This window comes from Roseomonas indoligenes (assembly GCF_017813365.1).
Taxonomy (GTDB): Bacteria; Pseudomonadota; Alphaproteobacteria; order Acetobacterales; family Acetobacteraceae; genus Roseomonas; species Roseomonas indoligenes.
In genome coordinates this window covers 361,143-377,219 of record NZ_JAGIZA010000001.1, presented here as the reverse complement: position 1 = coordinate 377,219, position 16,077 = coordinate 361,143, and the positions used below count along the sequence as shown (strand labels likewise).

Sequence of the window (16,077 nt, the reverse complement as noted above, 5' to 3'; positions counted from 1 at the left end):
GTGGCGGCCTGCTCGGCGCCGCCTGCGGACCCAGGCCTCAAGAGGAGTGGCCGCGAGAGGTTCGACCGCTACTACGTCGGCCGAGGCTCACCCTTTGCCCCTCGGGGCGACCTCTATGACCGCCCCTGAGAAGGGTTCCCCGGCGCTCGGTGCGGGGTTCGCAGGCCTCCCCTGAGCCCGGGTCACATCCGGGCTCTCAGAGAGGCCCGCGGGGGCCGGATCGAAGGATGGAGCTGTGGTTCGCGCCGGTCAGGCGCGGTCAGCTCCGGTACGAGCCATTGATGTCGATGTAGCCGTGGGTCAGGTCGCAGGTCCAAACCGTGGCCTCGCCCTTGCCCAGGCCGATATCAACCTCGATGTCGATCTCCCGCCCCTTCATGTGGGCAACGACGGGGGCCTCGTCATAGCCCTCCACCACGCCGCCATCCCTGGCCATCCAGACCCCGCCCACGGCGACGGAGAGCTTGTCCCGGTCCGCCGGCTCGCCGGCCTTGCCGACGGCCATGACGATGCGGCCCCAGTTCGCGTCCTCGCCGGCGATCGCGGTCTTCACCAGGGGCGAGTTGGCGATCGCCATGGCGATCCGCTTGGCCGAGCTGTCGGAAAGGGCGCCCTTCACGGTCACCTTCACCAGCTTCTGCGCCCCCTCCCCGTCCCGCACCACCTGCAGGGCGAGGTCGAGCAGGAGGGCGTTCAGCTGCTCCTGGAAGTCGTCCAGCGCCGTGCCCGGCAGGGCGGAGACGCGGTCGTGCCCGGCCTGCCCGGTGGCGAAGAGCAGCACCGTATCGGAGGTGGAGGTGTCGCTGTCCACAGTGGTGCGGTTGAAGCTCGCCTCCACGCCCTTGCGCAGCAGGGACTGCAGCGCGGCGGCGGGGATGCCTGCGTCGGTCGCCACGAAGGACAGCATCGTCGCCATGTCCGGCGCCACCATGCCGCTGCCCTTGGCGATGCCGATGATCGTCACCTTCGTCCCGTGGATCGTGGCGGTGCGGGCGCAGGCTTTGGGGAAGGTATCCGTGGTCATGATGCCGCGCGCGGCATCGGCCCAGCCCGTCTCCTTCAGCTCCGCATGCAGCGCCGGCAGGGCGGCGGCCAGCTTCTCATGCGGCATCACCTGGCCGATCACGCCGGTGCTGGCCAGGAAGACCTCGGAGGGCTTGCAGCCCGCCAGCGCGGCCGCCGCGGCCGCGGTCGCCTCGCAGGCCACCACGCCGGCGCGGCCGGTGAAGACATTGGCATTGCCCGCATTCACGACCAGGGCGCGGGCGGCCTCCCCCTTCAGCGCCGTGCGGCACCAGTCCACCGGGGCGCCCGGGCACTTGTTGCTGGTGAAGACGCCCGCGACGGTGGTGCCGGGGGCGAACTCCATCATCATCACGTCCGGGCGGCCCTGGTAGCGCAGCCCGGCCGCGGCCACGCCCAGCCGCACGCCCTTCAGCGGCGGCAAGGGCGGAAGATCGACCTTGAGGGGAGAGACGGGAATTGCCTGGGCCATCTTCGTCTCCCTCTTAGCGCCGCTGGGCAGGAGCAGCCGCTCCGCCCGGGGCAGGAGCAGCCGCTCCGCCCGGGGCAGGAGCCGCGGCCCCGCCCGGGGCCGGCGGGGTCGCACCATCCATCAGGCTCGGCGCGCGCTGGGGCGAGCCGTCGAGGTTGAAGCGCTCCACCTGCGCCGCGCTGCGGACGCGCTCCACAGCGGCGTTCACCGCCTCCTCGAAGGCCGCTTGGCGCAGGGCCTCCTGGCTGTCCTCGAAGCTCGCGGCAGGGGCGGTGCGGCGCTCCTCCACCTTGATGACGTGCCAGCCGAAGGAGGTCTGGACCGGCTTGTCCGTGATCTGGCCGGGCTGGAGGGCGAAGGCGGCCTCAGCGAATTCCGGAATCATGTCGGACTTCTTGAAGAAGCCGAGATCGCCGCCCTGCTGGGAGCCGGGGCCGGTGGAGAGGCGTCGGGCCACCTCCGCGAAGTCGGCACCGGGCTTGCGGACCTCGGCCAGGGCCGCGTTCGCCGCTGCCTCGGTGGGGACGAGGATATGGCGGGCATGCACCTCCTCAACACCCTGGCGGTTAGCGGATTCGCGGTTGTAGCGGGCGCGCAGCGCCTCCTCGGTCAGGGCCGGGGCCACCTCACGCCGCAGCAGAGCCTGCTGCAGCTCCTGGTCGGTGGCGCGGGCGACGCGCCGCTGCACCTCCGGGTCGTTCTGCAGGCCCTCGGCCCGGGCCTTCGCCACCAGGGCCTTCTGGGCCACCAGCTGGTCCAGGATCAGCGGGAAGAGCATCGCCGGCGGAGCGTTCTTCAGCTCGTCCGGCAGTTCCTGCGCGGCCTCCCGCACGTCGGAAAGGCGGATTTCCTGCCCGTCCACGCGGGCGACCACGGGATTGCCGGGCGGCGTGGCCGCGGCCGCGGCGGTGGGTGCAGGGCTGGCAGCAGGGGCCTGAGCCAGGGCCAACCCTGCCGAGAGAAGGGTGGGCAGGGCAACGGAAAGGAGGAGGAGGCGGCGCATCGAGGGGAGCCCTACGGGAAGGTGGCGCAAGATGGCGGAGCCCTCGCCCGGTCACAAGGCGGGGTCGCCGGAACCGCCCGCTCCCGCCAAGCGGATGTGATCCGGCCCGCCCTCCGGCCCCGGGCCTGCCGCGCCGTGTCCTCTGGCCCGGCCCATCCGGCCCGTCTCATCTGCCCCGTCCGGAGCGGTGCCCTCCCAGCCCTGGCTTTCGTTGACCGGCCGCCCCCCCTTCCCTATCTCTGCCCCCTGCACGCTGGGCCCTGTCCGGCCCCCGCCCGACCGGCCGCCCTGCGGTCCGCCCGGTGGCGGCCCCGGCCATGCCCCGGCGCCCCGGAGAAGCTCTGCCCGATGTTCGCCCGCCTTGCCCGCGCCATTCTCGGCACCTCGAACGACCGCGCGCTGAAGGCGTACCGGGCGCGGGTGCCGGCCATCAACGCGCTTGAGCCCCAGATGGCCGCCCTCTCGGATGAGGCGCTGCAGGCCAAGACCCCCGAGTTCCGGGAGCGGCTGGCCAAGGGTGAGACCCCCGACAGCCTGCTGCCCGAAGCCTTCGCGGTCTGCCGCGAGGCCTCCAAGCGCGTGCTGGGGATGCGGCACTTCGACGTGCAGCTGATCGGCGGCATGGTGCTGCACGAGGGCCGGATCGCCGAGATGAAGACCGGCGAGGGCAAGACGCTCGTCGCCACCCTGCCCGCCTACCTCAACGGCCTGACGGGGAAGGGCGTCCACCTGGTGACGGTGAACGACTACCTCGCCACCCGCGATGCCGGGGAGATGGGACGGCTCTACAACTGGCTCGGCCTGACGGTGGACACCATCGTCTACGGCAAGACGGACCAGCAGCGCCGCGATGCCTATGCCGCCGACATCACCTACGGCACGAACAACGAGTTCGGCTTCGACTACCTGCGCGACAACATGAAGTACTCGCTGGGCGAGATGGTCCAGCGCCCCTTCGCCTACGCCATCGTGGACGAGGTGGACAGCATCCTGATCGACGAGGCGCGGACGCCCCTCATCATCTCCGGCCCCACGGACGACACCTCGGACCTCTACAACCGCGTGAACGCGGTGGTGCAGGGGATCGCGCAGGTGCCGGAGAATTTCGAGAAGGACGAGAAGAACAAGACCGTCTCCCTCACCGATGCCGGCAACGAGGCGGTGTCCGCGGCCCTGACCGAGGTCGGGCTGCTGGAGGAGGGCGACCTCTACGACTTCCACAACGTCACCCTGGTCCACCACGTCAACCAGTCGCTCCGCGCCCACACCCTGTTCTCGCGGGACGTGGACTACATCGTTTCCCGCGACGGGAAGATCGTCATCATCGACGAGTTCACGGGCCGGATGATGGAGGGCCGTCGCTACTCGGACGGCTTGCACCAGGCGCTGGAGGCGAAGGAAGGCGTGGAGGTCCAGCCGGAGAACCAGACGCTCGCCTCCATCACCTTCCAGAACTACTTCCGCCTTTATCCCAAGCTGTCCGGCATGACCGGCACCGCCGCCACCGAGGCCGACGAGTTCGCCGAGATCTACAAGCTGGAGGTGGTGGAGATCCCCACCAACCTGCCCGTATCCCGCGCGGATTCGGACGACGAGGTCTACCGCACCGCCCGCGAGAAGTATGAGGCCGTGGCGAACCTCGTGCAGGAGGCCCGCGAGCGCGGCCAGCCCTGCCTGGTTGGCACCACCAGCATCGAGAAGTCGGAGCTGATCTCCGCCCTGCTGAAGAACAAGGGCGTGCCGCACCAGGTGCTGAACGCCCGCTACCACGAATCCGAGGCGGGCATCATCTCCCAGGCCGGGCGCCCGGGGGCGGTGACGATCGCCACCAACATGGCGGGCCGCGGCACCGACATCAAACTCGGCGGCAACGCGGAGATGCTGGCCCGCGCCACCTTCCCCGGCGAGCCGGACGGGCCGGAGTTCGAGGCCCGTCTGGCCGAGATCCGGCGCGAGGTGGAGGAGAGCGCAGCGAAGGTGAAGGCCTCCGGCGGCCTCTTCGTCATCGGCACGGAACGGCATGAGAGCCGCCGCATCGACAACCAGCTGCGCGGCCGTTCCGGCCGGCAGGGCGACCCGGGCGCGAGCCGCTTCTTCCTCTCCCTGGAAGACGACCTGATGCGCATCTTCGGCAGCGACCGCATGGGCGGGATGCTGGAGAAGCTGGGGCTGAAGGAGGGGGAGGCGATCATCCACCCCTGGATCAACCGGGCCCTGGAGAAGGCGCAGAAGAAGGTCGAGGCGCGGAACTTCGACACGCGCAAGAACCTGCTCAAATACGACGACGTGATGAACGACCAGCGCAAGGAGGTCTATGCCCAGCGCAAGTCCTTCATGCACGCGGCCGACGTGGCGGAGACGGTGGCCGAGATGCGCCGCGAGGTGATCGAGGACATGGTGGCCGCCGCCATCCCCGAGAACGCCTATGCCGAGCAATGGGACACGGAGGGGCTGCAGTCCCGCGTGCTGGAGATCCTGGGCCTGGGCCTGCCGATCGTGGAGTGGGGCCGCGAGGAAGGCATGGACGAGAGCGGCATCCGCGAGCGCCTGCTGGAGGCCGCCGACACCTCCTACGCCGCCCGCGCCGCGAATATCGGCCCGGACCGGATGCGGGAGGTGGAGAAGTCCCTTCTGCTGATGGTCTTCGACAAGGTCTGGAAGGACCACCTCCTTTCCCTGGACCACCTGCGGCAGGGCATCGGCCTGCGGGCCTATGGCCAGCGCGATCCGCTGAACGAGTACAAGTCCGAGGCCTTCAACCTGTTCAACGCCATGCTCGGCGAGATGCGCGAGGAGACGACGCGCTGGCTGATGCAGGTGAACCTCACGCCCGACGCCCCCCTGCCCTCCCCCGAGCCGGTGAGCTTCACCGACCTGCGCCACCCCGCGCCGGAGAGCGGAGACCCGCTGATGGGCTATGACGAGGCGGCGAGCGAGTACGGCGCGGCGGCCCCGGTGGCGGCCCGGGCCTCGACGCTGGGCGCGGAAGCGGTGGACCCGGAAGATCCCTCCACCTGGGACCGCACGCCCCGCAACGCCCCCTGCCCCTGCGGATCCGGCCGCAAGTACAAGCACTGCCACGGCCGCGGTTGAGCGGCAGCGTCCCCGTTCGCGCGGTGGTCTTCCTCGGCCCGTGGGACTACTGCCGACATTTGACGCCCGGATGCTCTCCGGGCATGACGGTTCGAGACATCCCGGGCAGCCATGACGCTCAGCAGAATCGAGGTTCACGCCGCCCCTGAAGACAGGGGCGGCCCGCTCTCGCTCCTCATCTCCGTGCGTTCATCGGCGGAATGGTCCGGGCGCCGGCTTTCCCTGACCCTCGGCGGGCGTGAACTGACCTTCGTACCGCTGGACGACGGAAGCCAGGCGCGCGCGACGCTCGACGTCACCGTGCTCTGGGGACGCGAGGACTACGACATCGGCCTCTGGGACGAGGAGGGCCACGATCTCTCCGGCGCGGCCGAATGGGTACTGAGCGGTCCCTTCTTCGAGGCGGTGCGGGTCGCCCCCGAGGATTTCCTGGACAAGGTCCAGCTCCACCACTCCCGCTTCCGCTCCGGGCACCTGCTGGAACTGGCGGCGCATGGCTTCTACCTGCGCCACCCGGAGACGGAGTTCGTGCTGCGCGGGGCCGCCCTGACGATCCTGAGCCACCGCTACCTGGAGAGGCCGCCCGACTCCCTGCTCCCGCAGGAGACCGCGCGGGTGGCCTGGCTCCTCGGCGAGGCCGGGCCGGCGGTGGCGGAGGGCGCGGCCCTCGTCCACGCCGCGGAGGCGGAGGACCGGCGCGTGGACTGGCGCCATGTGCGCTGGACCGTCTCCCTCGCCACGGTGGCCGCGCACCTCTCGCTCTACGACGAATCCTACCCCCAGGCGCTCCTCTTCTTTGAGATGGCCACGCGGCACACGCATCTCGTGCATTACGCGAAGGTCTCCGCGCTGAACCTGGTAATCTGCGCCTTTGCCGAGGGGGTGATCGCCCATCTTCTCGGCCAGCCCGACCAGGCGCGGGCGGCCCTGGTCCGCGGGGTGGAGGCGGTGAAGCCGATCGTGCAGGCCCAGAACCTCATGGAGAACGTCTGGGTCCTGGGCGATCTGCAGAACGTGCTGCGCGCCTCCCGCCAGTGCTACATCGCGCTGCTGCGGCTCGAGCTCATCCCGCTCCGGGCCTCCCCGCCGATGATCGACCCGTCCATGCAGATCGAGGTGGGCGAGGTGCGGAGCCCGCTGCAGCGGATCATGATGGCGGAGCGCGTGCCGGCCCTGGCCGCGCACCTGGCCCGCCACGGCGGGATCTGAGGCCTTACTTCCCGGACCAGTGGACGAAGCGCTTCTCCGCCAGCAGGAAAAGCAGGTTCAGCGCATAGCCCAGCGCACCGGCGACGAAGATGGCGCCGTACATCAGCCCGCTCTCGAACAGCATCTGCGCGTTGATCACGCGCTGGCCGATCCCGTCCGTCGATCCGATGAACATCTCCGCCACCACCACGATCACCAGCGCCAGCGAGACGCCCTGGCGCATCCCCACCAGGATCTGCGGCAGGGCTTCCCAGACCAGCACGTCCCACAGGATGCGGGCGGGGCCGGCGCCCATGACCTTCGCGGCCAGCACGCGGGTGCGGCGGGCGTTCATCACGCCGTAGGCGGCGTTGAACAGGATCACCAGCGCGGCGCCAAAGGCGGCCACCGCGATCTTCGTCGCCTCCCCCGTGCCGAAGAGCACGAGGAAAAGCGGGAACAGGGCCGAGGCCGGGGTGGAGCGGAAGAAGTCCACCACGAACTCCACGGCGCGGTAGAGCCGCTCCCGCGCCCCCAGCGCCACGCCCAGCGGCACGCCGATGGCGGAGGCGATGACGAAGGAGAGCAGGGTGCGCCAAACCGTCCGGCCGACGTCATGCGCCAGCGGGCCGTTCACGAGGGAAGCCCAGGTATCGCGGGCCGTCTCCGCCGGGGATGGCAGCAGGACCGGGTCCGCGACGCGCAGGATCACCGCCAGCTGCCAGACGAGGATGAAGCCGATGGCACCGAGGACGGGCGGGAGGAGGCCGCGCATCACGCCGCCTCCGGCCGGGCGCGAACGGAGGCGGTGAAGACGTCCAGGCAGCGCTTCTTGATCGCCACGAACTCCGGGGAGGACAGGGTCGCGGCATCGCGCGGCCAGGGCAGCGGCACGGGCACGTCGTCCACGATCCTGGCCGGGCGGCGGGTGAGCATCAGCACGCGATCCGAGAGAGCGATGGATTCCTCCAGGTCGTGGGACACGAGCATGGCGGTGATGCGGTTCTCCTTCAGCACTCGTCCCAGCAGCTCGCGCAAGGAGAGCGTCGTCTCGTAGTCCAGCGCGGAGAAGGGCTCGTCCAGGAACAGCACCTCCGGCTCCACCGCGAGCGCCCGCATGACGGAGACGAGCTGCTGCTGCCCGCCGGAGAGTTCGTAGGGGTACCGCTGCAGGTCGAAGCGCACCTGGAAGGCGGCGACCAGCTGCTCAAGCCGTTGCTCAACCTTCGCCCGGGGCTGTCCCAGCAGGCGGAGCGGGTAGCGAATGTTGTCCGCGGCGCGCTTCCAGGGCAGCAGCGCCTCCCGGTAGTTCTGGAAGACGTAGCCGATCCGCGCCTCCCGCACCGTGCGGCCGTCGAACAGCACGCTGCCGGAATCGGCCTCCAGCAGCCCCGCCATCATGTTGATGAGGGTGGACTTGCCGCAGCCATTCGGCCCGAAGACCGAGAGGATGTCGCCGCGGCGCAGGTCGAGGTCCAGCCCGGCATGGACGGGCTGGCCACGATAGGCCTTGGAAAGGCCGCGGACGGAGACCGCGGCCTCACGTGGGGAGATCGCGTTCACCCGATCCACTCACAGGGCGCGCAGGAAGGTCTTCACGTCGATGGCGCTGCGCACCACGCCCTGCCGCACGGCGATGTCCACGAAGGTCTGGAAATCCGCCACCTCCTGCGGGGTCAGGTCCTTCACCATGGCGAAGTTCACCAGCGGCACGGTGGGTGCCAGTTCGGCGGAGGTGTTCATGAAGGGCACCAGCAGATCGCGCACGGAAGCGTCCGACCTGATCGTGGCGCAGGCCTTGGTCCAGGCGGCGGCGAAGCGCCCCGCTACCTCAGGCTTTTCCTGCAGGAACTTGCCGGTCAGCGCGCCGCCCGCGGCGAAGGCCTGCGCGTCCGGCCGGCCGATGAGGTATTTCGCGATCACCCCGGCCTCCAGCCGCCGCGCGGCTCCCTGGCGCTCCGCGATGGTGGCCTGCGGCTCCAGCGTATAGGCGGCATCGAAGGTGCCGGCGGCCAGGGCGCCGACATGGACGCCCATCTGCTGCTCCGTCAGCGTGTAGTCCCGCCCCTCCTGCAGCCCGTTCGCCGCCAGCACGGCACGGGCCGCGGACATGTTGGCCGGGCCGGGGGCGGAGACGATCCGCGCGCCCTTCAGCTCCTTGATGCTGGTGGCGCTGAAGCCGGGGCGGACGATGAACTGATCCATCCTGAACCGATCATTCTGGCCGCCGAGCTGGATGTAGATCGCCGTGTTGGCGCGGCGCGAATTGATGTTCGCACCCTCCAGCGTGACGAGGTTGGAGGCGGCCTCCACATCCCCCGCCACCATGGCCTGGACGATCAGCGGCGCGGCCTGAAGGGGCACGGCTTCCGCCGCGATCCCTGCCTCCGCGAAGAAGCCGCGTTCCCGCGCCACGTAGAAGGGCAGCGCCGAGGAGACGTTGAAGACGGCGACGCGGACCGTATCCGCCGCCATCGCGCCGCGCGCGAGGAAGGGGGTGGCGAGCGCGGCGCCGAGGAGGGAGCGGCGGTTCATGCGGGCGGTCCTCAGCTCAGCTTCGGGTAGGTGGCGGGATCGAAGAAGGAGGTGCCGGCGACGTAGCGGCGGCTCTCGGACATGTCGGGCGGGGAACCGGCCTCGGTGCCGCCGTCGAAGGTCAGTTCGAGCTGCACGCCGGAGGGGTCGTAGACGAAGAGCTGCCAAAGGGTGGTGCCGGGCACCAGGAACTCCCGCCAGTCCAGCCCCGCCTCCCGGAAGCGGGCCACGAAGCCGTGGTAACCGCGGCAGGCCAGGGAGACGTGGTCAATCGCCGCCGTGCCGACCGGCGCGGTGCCGGAGGGGCCGAGCGCCGGGCCGCCGGCATAGATGTGCATGAGAGCCTGCCCGCCAGGCAGGGGCACGGCCAGCCAGGCGCCGGGATAGCCGAAGTCCGGCCGCTTCGCCTCCGCAAGCCCCATCACGCCCTTGTAGAAGGCCAGGGTGGCGGAGAGGTCGCTCGTTTTCACGGCGATGTGGAACAGGCCGGCGACGAGGGGCGTATCCTGAGCTTCGGTCATTCCGTGGACGGCATCCGTTGTGCGGGCGGATCAGGGCAATCCACGTGCCAGGCCGCAGACCGCCTCCGGGCGGGGCAAGACGCCCTTTTCCTGGTCAGGGGGCGTACCCCTGGCGCAATCCTGGGCAGGACAGGCCGCAGGGCCTGCTACCGACGCCCCTTGCGATCGCCTATGACGGATTTGCAATCCACTGCGCCGAGAGGTCCCGCATGCTCCGCAGAACTGCCCTCCGATTGTCTGCCCTGGCGGCCCTGACCTTTGCGCCGGCTGCCATGGCGCAGGAGGCGCCCTGGCCCAACCGCCCCATCACCATCATGGGCGGCTTCCCCAACGGCTCCGGCGTGGACATCTACGCCCGCAAGCTTGCCGAACCCCTCTCCCAGGTGCTGGGCGTACCCGTGGTGGTGGACAACCGAACGGGCGCGGGCGGCAACATCGCCAGCGAGTACGTCGCGCGCGCGCGGCCCGATGGCTACACCTTCCTGCTCGCCACGGCGGGCACGCACGCGATCAATGCCAGCCTCTACAGCCACCTGCCCTTCGATCCGCTGAAGGACGTGACGCATATCGCGCTGCTGGGCGACGTGCCGAACGTGCTGCTCGTCAGCCCGCAGCACTCCCCGAACATCAACACCTGCCCGGACCTGATCGCGGCGGCGAAGGCGAAGCCGGGCGCGCTGGCCTATGCCTCCACCGGCAACGGCGCCTCCACGCATCTGGGCGGCGTGCAGTTCTCGCTCGCAGCGGGGATCGATACGCTGCACGTGCCCTATCGCGGCCAGGGACCGGCCATGGTCTCCCTCCTCTCCGGGGAGACGGCCTTCTTCTTCAACCAGAGCGGGCCAAGCATCGGGGCGATCAGCCAGGGCCAGGTGCGCGGGCTGGCCGTCAGCACCCGCAGGCGCCTGCCGGCCTTGCCGAACGTCCCGACCGTGGAGGAGGCCTGCGGACTGCCGGGCTTCGAGAGCACCACCTGGTACGGGCTGCTGGCCCCGCCGAACCTGCCGGCGCCGATCCAGGCCCGGATGGCGCAGGAGGTGGCGAAGATCATCTCCCAGCCGGATTTCGTGACCTGGCTGACGGACAACCAGGGCATTACCCCGCCGGCCGATCCCAGCCCCGCCGCCTTCCGCCGCGTGCACGAGCAGGATATCGGGCGCTGGGCGGAGATCGTGCGCCGTTCCGGCGCAAAGGTGGACTGAGGCGCCGCGGGAGGGGGCGGCGCCCTCTCCGGTCCTACCGCGCGCGGGCGAGCAGGCGGCCGAAATCGCCGTCGAGCGAGGCCAGCGCGCCGTCGATCCGGCCGCGCTGCGCCTTGATCCACTCGTCCTGTTGCGCCAGCACGCGGTTCGCCTCCCCCACCATTCGCGTCATCTCCGCGGGCTGCGGGCCGCCGGCGGTGGCGCGGTTGCGGATGATCGCCACGGGATCGAGCGTGGCGCGGAACTCCTCCTCGCTCATCGGCAGCTCGCCGCCCTCCACTTTCATCTCGCGCAGGGTGTCCGCGTAGATCCGCCGCGCCTCCGCATAGGGGAAGTCGGTCGGCCGGATGTCGTGCTCCTTCGCGTAGTCCACAATCTCGGACGCGAAGTGGTGGCCGACGCGGAAGGGCAGCCGGTACTTCCGCATCAGCACATCCGCCACCTCCTGGGATGCCGTCCAGTCGCTGTTCAACTCCTCCAGCGCGCGCTCGGGGCTGATGACCATGGCGTTGAGGATCCTGTCCCAGTTCTCCAGCACGCGGATGGCGCCGGCGACGACGGCGGTGTTGTCGCGCACGCTCTTCGGGTCGCTCATGCCAGGCGGGATGTTGTGGGCCTGGATGGCGCGGCCGATGCCGAGGGTCACGACGCGGGACGCCTCGGCCCGCGTGTCGTTCAGCAGGCCGGGGTTGCGTTTCTGCGGCATGGCGGAGGAGACGTAGGTGTTGCCCCCGCCTTCCTGCAGCAGGATCCAGGGACGGGACTGCGCGTACTGCGTCATCACGTCCTCGACGAAGGCGCCGGCGTGGATGGCGATGCTTGTCGCCAATGCGCCCACTTCCACCGGGATCTCGGCGGCGCTGATCTGGGCGGCGTCGTAGGCGTTGTCGACCGTGGCGGGGAAGCCGAGGTAGCGCGCCATGCGGTCGCGGTTCAGCGGCCAGCTCGTGCCGTTCAGCACGGTGGTGCCCATGGGGGAGCGGTCCACCCGCGCGAAGGCCTCGCGCAGGCGCTGCGCGTCGCGCTCCAGCCCCGCGACATGGCCGAGCAGGTAGTGGCCGTAGCTGTTGGGCTGGGCGGCAACGCCGTTGGTGTAGTTGGGGACGATGGTTCCGGCATGGCGCTCGGCCAGCCGTGTCATGGTGGCCGTGGTCTTCCGCAGCTGCTCGGCCAGGCGCAGCAGGTCATCCCGGATGATGGCGGCGCGGACGGTGGAGAGCATGTCCTGGCTGGACCGCCCGGCATGCAGCAGCGTCGCCTCAACACCCGCCGCGTCGATCAGCAGCGGCTCGAAGGTGATGACGAGGTTGGGGCGCTTGCCGCCGGGCGCATCCCCCGCGCGCAGCACCTGGTCCAGCCCCGCGGCGATGCGCGGCGCGAGGGCGGGGTCGAGCAGCCCCTCCTCCGAGTTGATGACGGCGCTGGCCTTGTTGATCTCGCCCAGCCAATAGAAGTCGTCTCGCCGAGGTCCCTGCTGGGCCATGGCGGGAAGGGCAAGGGCACACATCAGCAGCGCTCCGGCACAGAATTTCGCGACGGGCATGATCCCCTCCCGGGTCGGTTTGGCCGGAGGCTGCTCCCGAAAATCCTGGCTGCAAACCCCCTTCGCGAGCACCGGCCCGCGAAGGGGTGGGCGCCGTCAGCTCGCCTTGAGACCGAGGCGGCGGATCATCGCTCCGTCCTCCTCGTACTGCTTGCGCGCCGCCGCGGTGTAGTCGGCGCTGCCGAGGAAGGCGGGTGCCATGTCGTACTTCTCCAGCAGCGTCGTGTGCACAGGGTCCTGCGCCGCCTCGCGCAGCGCGCTCTCCAGCGCCTGCACCACCGCCGGCTCCATCCCCGCCGGGCCAGCGACGCCGTAGGGAGAGGTGGAGACGATGTCGATGCCCAGCTCCTTCAGCGTCGGCACGTCCGGGAAGCGCTTGGCCCGCTCGCCGCTCCAAACGCAGAGAAGACGGAACTGGCCGGACTGAACCAGCTCTCCCCAGGCGCTCGTCTCCGCGCAGACCTGGGTATTGCCGGCCAGCAGCGACTGCATGTTCTCGGAGGCGCCGCGGAAGGGCACTTGCGTCCACTCGATCCCCTGCTGCGCCGCGATCTGCTCCATGGTGATGTGCAGCGAGGTGCCGGAGCCGGGGGTGCCGTAGTTGATCTTGCCGGGATTGGCCTTGGCGTAGGCCAGCAGCTCCTTGAAGTCCTTCCAGGGCGCGTCCGCCTTCACCGCCACGCCGAAAAGGTAGCCAGTGATCTGCGCGATGTAGGTCAGGTCCTTCATCGGATCGAAAGGCGGGCGCGCGACCATCTGCGGGTAGCGGAAGATGGAGATCGGCGTCTGGGTGAGGATGTAGCCGTCCGGCCGCGAGGTGGAGACGAGCTGCGCGCCGAGGATGCCGCCCGCGCCGGAGCGGTTCTCGGGGATCACGGGCTGGCCGAGGCGCTTGGAGGCCTGCTCGGACAGCGCGCGCATGAGGATGTCGCTGGCACCGCCGGGCGACCAGGGCACGATCATGCGGACGGGCTTGTCGGGGAAGCGCGCCTGCGCGAGGGCGGGCCGCGCCAGCGCCGCCACGCCCGCGCCGAGGCCGAGCATGAGGGCGCCGCGGCGCGGGATGGTGGTGATGGTCATGGATCCGTTCTCTCCGTCTGTCCGGCCGTTCGGCCTGTCGTTGTGATGGGGCGTGGAGGGGTCCTCAGACCTCCTCCACCAGCCCGCCTTCCTGCATCACGGCGCGGAGGTGGTGGTCCGTATCGCCGAAGATGACGTCGTTGGTGGTCAGGCGCTTGAAGTAGTGCCCGGCCTTGTACTCCCAGGTCATGGCGATGCCGCCGTGCAGCTGCACCGCCTCCTGCCCGACCTGCCGGCCGGAGCGGTTCACCTGCGCCTTGGCCGCCGCGATAGCCGGACGGCGCGTGAGGAGGTCCGTCTCCTCCGCCATCATCGCCGCATACACAGCCATGGAACGCGCCTGCTCCACCGCCACCAGCATATCCGCCGCGCGGTGCTGCAGGGCCTGGAAGGAGGAGATGGCCACGCCGAACTGCTGGCGCGTCTTCAGGTAGTCCACCGTCAGGCGCTGGAGCTCCTCCATCGCGCCAAGGCTGTCGGCGCAGAGAGCGGCGAGGGCCACGTCCACCACATGGCCGGCCAGCGGAAGCCCGCCATCCACCTCGCCCAGCACGCGGTCGGCAGGCAAGCGCACGCCGTCGAAAGCGATCTCCGCCACGCGCGTGCCGTCCTGCGCGGGCGAGCCGCGGCGGGTGACGCCGGGCGCTTCCGCATCGACGAGGAAAAGGGTGATGCCGTCATGGTCGCGCCGCCCGCCGGCGGTGCGGGCGGTGACCACCAGCAGGCCCGCCTCGTCGCCGCCGAGAACCACGCCCTTGCGGCCATCCAGCACGAAATCGCCGCTATCCCGCTTCGCGGTGGTGGAGACGTCGTAGAGGTCGTAGCGCGACCCCTTCTCCAGCTGCGCGAAGGCCATCTTGAGCGAGCCCTCCGCGACCTGCGGGATGAACTCCGCCTTCTGCGCGGCATTGCCGCCCAGCCGCAGGAAGCCACCGCCCAGCACCACGCTCGAGAGGTACGGCGCGGTGATCAGGCCGCGGCCCAGCGCCTCCATCACGATCATGGTCTCGACGGGGCCGCCGCCAATGCCGCCATCCTCCTCGGAGAAGGGCAACGCCAGCACGCCCAGTTCCGCCAGCTGCGGCCAGAGGTCGGTCGCCCCGCCGTGCGCGGCCGGATCGCGCGCATTGTCCGCCGCGAAGCGGTCGATGCTTTCCTTGAGGAGGCGCTGTTCCTCGGTCAGGTCGAAGTCCACGTTCCGCTACCCCTCAGAGACCCAGGAAGGCCTTGGCGATGATGTTGCGCTGGATCTCGTTGGAGCCGCCGTAGATCGAGACCTTGCGGTAGTTGAAGTAGAGCGGCGCCGCCGCGTCCGCCCATTCCGGCGAGACGGCGGGCTCGTTCCAGCCCTCCGGCTGCTCATGGTCCGGCGCCGGGATGGCGTAGGGGCCGGCGACCTCCAGCAGCAGCTCGGTGGTCAGCTGCTGCAGCTCCGATCCCTTGATCTTCAGGATGGAGGAGGCAGGGTCCGGCTTGTCGGCGTCGCGCTTGCTCTGGTTGGCGACCACCCGCATCTGGGTAATCTCCAGCGCCTTCAGCCCGACCTCGATCTCCGCCACGCGGCGGCGGAAATCCGTGTCGTCCCACAGGGTGCCGCCGCCGGCCTCCGTCTCGCGCGCCAGGCGCTTGGCGCGGGCCAGGCGCTGCTTGGACAGGCCGATGCGGGCGATGCCCGTGCGCTCATTCGCCAGCAGGAACTTGGCGTAGTCCCAGCCCTTGTTCTCCTCGCCGACCAGGTTCTCCTCGGGAACCTCCACCTCGTCGAAGAAGACCTCGTTCACCTCGTGCGCGCCGTCGATGGTGATCACGGGGCGCACGGTGATGCCGGGGGACTTCATGTCGATCAGCAGGAAGGAGATGCCCTTCTGCTTCTTCGCGCTCTTGTCCGTGCGTACCAGGCAGAAGATCCAGTCGGCGTGCTGCCCCAGCGTGGTCCAGGCCTTCTGGCCGGAGACGACGTACTTCCCGTCCCGCTTCTCCGCCGTGGTGCGGAGCGAGGCGAGGTCGGATCCCGCACCCGGCTCAGAGAAGCCCTGGCACCACCAGATATCGACGTTGGCCGTGGCCGGCAGGAACTTTCGCTTCTGCTCTTCGGACCCGAAGGTGGCGATGACGGGGCCGACCATGAAGACGTTGAACTGCAGCGGCAGCGGCACGGCGGCGCGCTGCAGCTCCTCGGTGAAGATGTAGCGCTGGACGGGCGTCCAGTCCTTGCCGCCCCAGGCCACCGGCCAGTTCGGCGTGGCCAGCCCGGCAGCGTTCAGGATGCGCTGGGAGGTGATGATGTCCTCCTTGTCCAGGTGCCGCCCTTCCGCGACCTTCCTGCGGATCTCGGCGGGCACCTTCTCGCGGAAAAAGCGGCGGAGGTCGTCGCGGAACGCGATCTCCTCGGGCGTGAAGCGAAGGTCCATCTCCGG

The 16,077-nt window shown here is 70.0% G+C and carries 13 protein-coding genes; 3 read left to right on the top strand and 10 right to left on the bottom strand.

All coding sequences use genetic code 11. The annotated features are described in order from the left end of the window. Window positions 1–259: 259 nt before the first annotated feature. Both argJ and J5Y10_RS01705 read right to left on the bottom strand, forming a co-directional pair. Window positions 260–1,495: a bifunctional glutamate N-acetyltransferase/amino-acid acetyltransferase ArgJ gene (gene argJ / locus J5Y10_RS01710; protein WP_209369950.1), complete on the bottom strand. Its 1,236-nt coding sequence runs from the start codon at window positions 1,493–1,495 to the stop codon at window positions 260–262. Window positions 1,496–1,508: 13 nt separating this feature from the next. Beyond that, window positions 1,509–2,498, bottom strand: coding sequence for a peptidylprolyl isomerase (locus tag J5Y10_RS01705; RefSeq protein WP_209369948.1), 990 nt, complete (start codon window positions 2,496–2,498; stop codon window positions 1,509–1,511). A 348-nt stretch (window positions 2,499–2,846) separates the two neighbouring features. Between J5Y10_RS01705 and secA the strand changes: the two genes are divergently transcribed. Beyond that, window positions 2,847–5,591 (top strand): preprotein translocase subunit SecA, encoded by a 2,745-nt coding sequence (gene secA, locus J5Y10_RS01700; RefSeq protein WP_209369946.1) that lies wholly within the window; start codon window positions 2,847–2,849, stop codon window positions 5,589–5,591. A gap of 111 nt (window positions 5,592–5,702) precedes the next feature. Continuing rightward, window positions 5,703–6,800 carry a hypothetical protein gene (locus J5Y10_RS01695; protein WP_209369945.1) on the top strand — a complete coding sequence of 366 codons (1,098 nt, stop codon included), beginning with the start codon at window positions 5,703–5,705 and terminating at the stop codon, window positions 6,798–6,800. Window positions 6,801–6,804: 4 nt separating this feature from the next. Here the strand turns inward: J5Y10_RS01695 and J5Y10_RS01690 are convergent, their stop codons facing one another. The 4 genes from J5Y10_RS01690 to J5Y10_RS01675 are packed head-to-tail and all read right to left on the bottom strand — an operon-like array spanning window position 6,805 to window position 9,835. After that, window positions 6,805–7,554 carry an ABC transporter permease gene (locus J5Y10_RS01690; protein ID WP_209369943.1) on the bottom strand — a complete coding sequence of 250 codons (750 nt, stop codon included), beginning with the start codon at window positions 7,552–7,554 and terminating at the stop codon, window positions 6,805–6,807. Then, window positions 7,554–8,342: an ABC transporter ATP-binding protein gene (locus J5Y10_RS01685; RefSeq protein ID WP_209369941.1), complete on the bottom strand. Its 789-nt coding sequence runs from the start codon at window positions 8,340–8,342 to the stop codon at window positions 7,554–7,556. Before J5Y10_RS01685 ends, J5Y10_RS01690 begins: the two co-directional genes overlap by 1 nt. Before the next feature lie 9 nt (window positions 8,343–8,351). Further along, a complete protein-coding gene (locus tag J5Y10_RS01680; RefSeq protein ID WP_209369939.1) occupies window positions 8,352–9,314 on the bottom strand; it encodes an ABC transporter substrate-binding protein in 963 nt (320 codons plus the stop codon). Between the two features lie 11 nt (window positions 9,315–9,325). Then, complete coding sequence (locus J5Y10_RS01675; protein ID WP_209369937.1) at window positions 9,326–9,835, bottom strand: VOC family protein; 510 nt, start codon at window positions 9,833–9,835, stop codon at window positions 9,326–9,328. A gap of 209 nt (window positions 9,836–10,044) precedes the next feature. Between J5Y10_RS01675 and J5Y10_RS01670 the strand changes: the two genes are divergently transcribed. Continuing rightward, entirely contained in the window at window positions 10,045–11,037 is a 993-nt protein-coding gene (locus J5Y10_RS01670; protein WP_209369936.1) for a Bug family tripartite tricarboxylate transporter substrate binding protein, read from the top strand. A 34-nt stretch (window positions 11,038–11,071) separates the two neighbouring features. On the opposite strand, the gene J5Y10_RS01665 is transcribed toward J5Y10_RS01670, so the two are convergent. The 4 genes from J5Y10_RS01665 to J5Y10_RS01650 form a co-directional block, all read right to left on the bottom strand. Continuing rightward, a complete protein-coding gene (locus J5Y10_RS01665; protein ID WP_209369934.1) occupies window positions 11,072–12,580 on the bottom strand; it encodes an argininosuccinate lyase in 1,509 nt (502 codons plus the stop codon). 96 nt (window positions 12,581–12,676) lie between these two features. Beyond that, window positions 12,677–13,660: a Bug family tripartite tricarboxylate transporter substrate binding protein gene (locus J5Y10_RS01660; protein ID WP_209369932.1), complete on the bottom strand. Its 984-nt coding sequence runs from the start codon at window positions 13,658–13,660 to the stop codon at window positions 12,677–12,679. 64 nt (window positions 13,661–13,724) lie between these two features. After that, a complete protein-coding gene (locus tag J5Y10_RS01655) occupies window positions 13,725–14,855 on the bottom strand; it encodes an acyl-CoA dehydrogenase family protein (protein ID WP_209369931.1) in 1,131 nt (376 codons plus the stop codon). A gap of 13 nt (window positions 14,856–14,868) precedes the next feature. Continuing rightward, window positions 14,869–16,071, bottom strand: coding sequence for an acyl-CoA dehydrogenase family protein (locus J5Y10_RS01650; RefSeq protein ID WP_209369930.1), 1,203 nt, complete (start codon window positions 16,069–16,071; stop codon window positions 14,869–14,871). Between the last annotated feature and the right edge of the window lie 6 nt (window positions 16,072–16,077).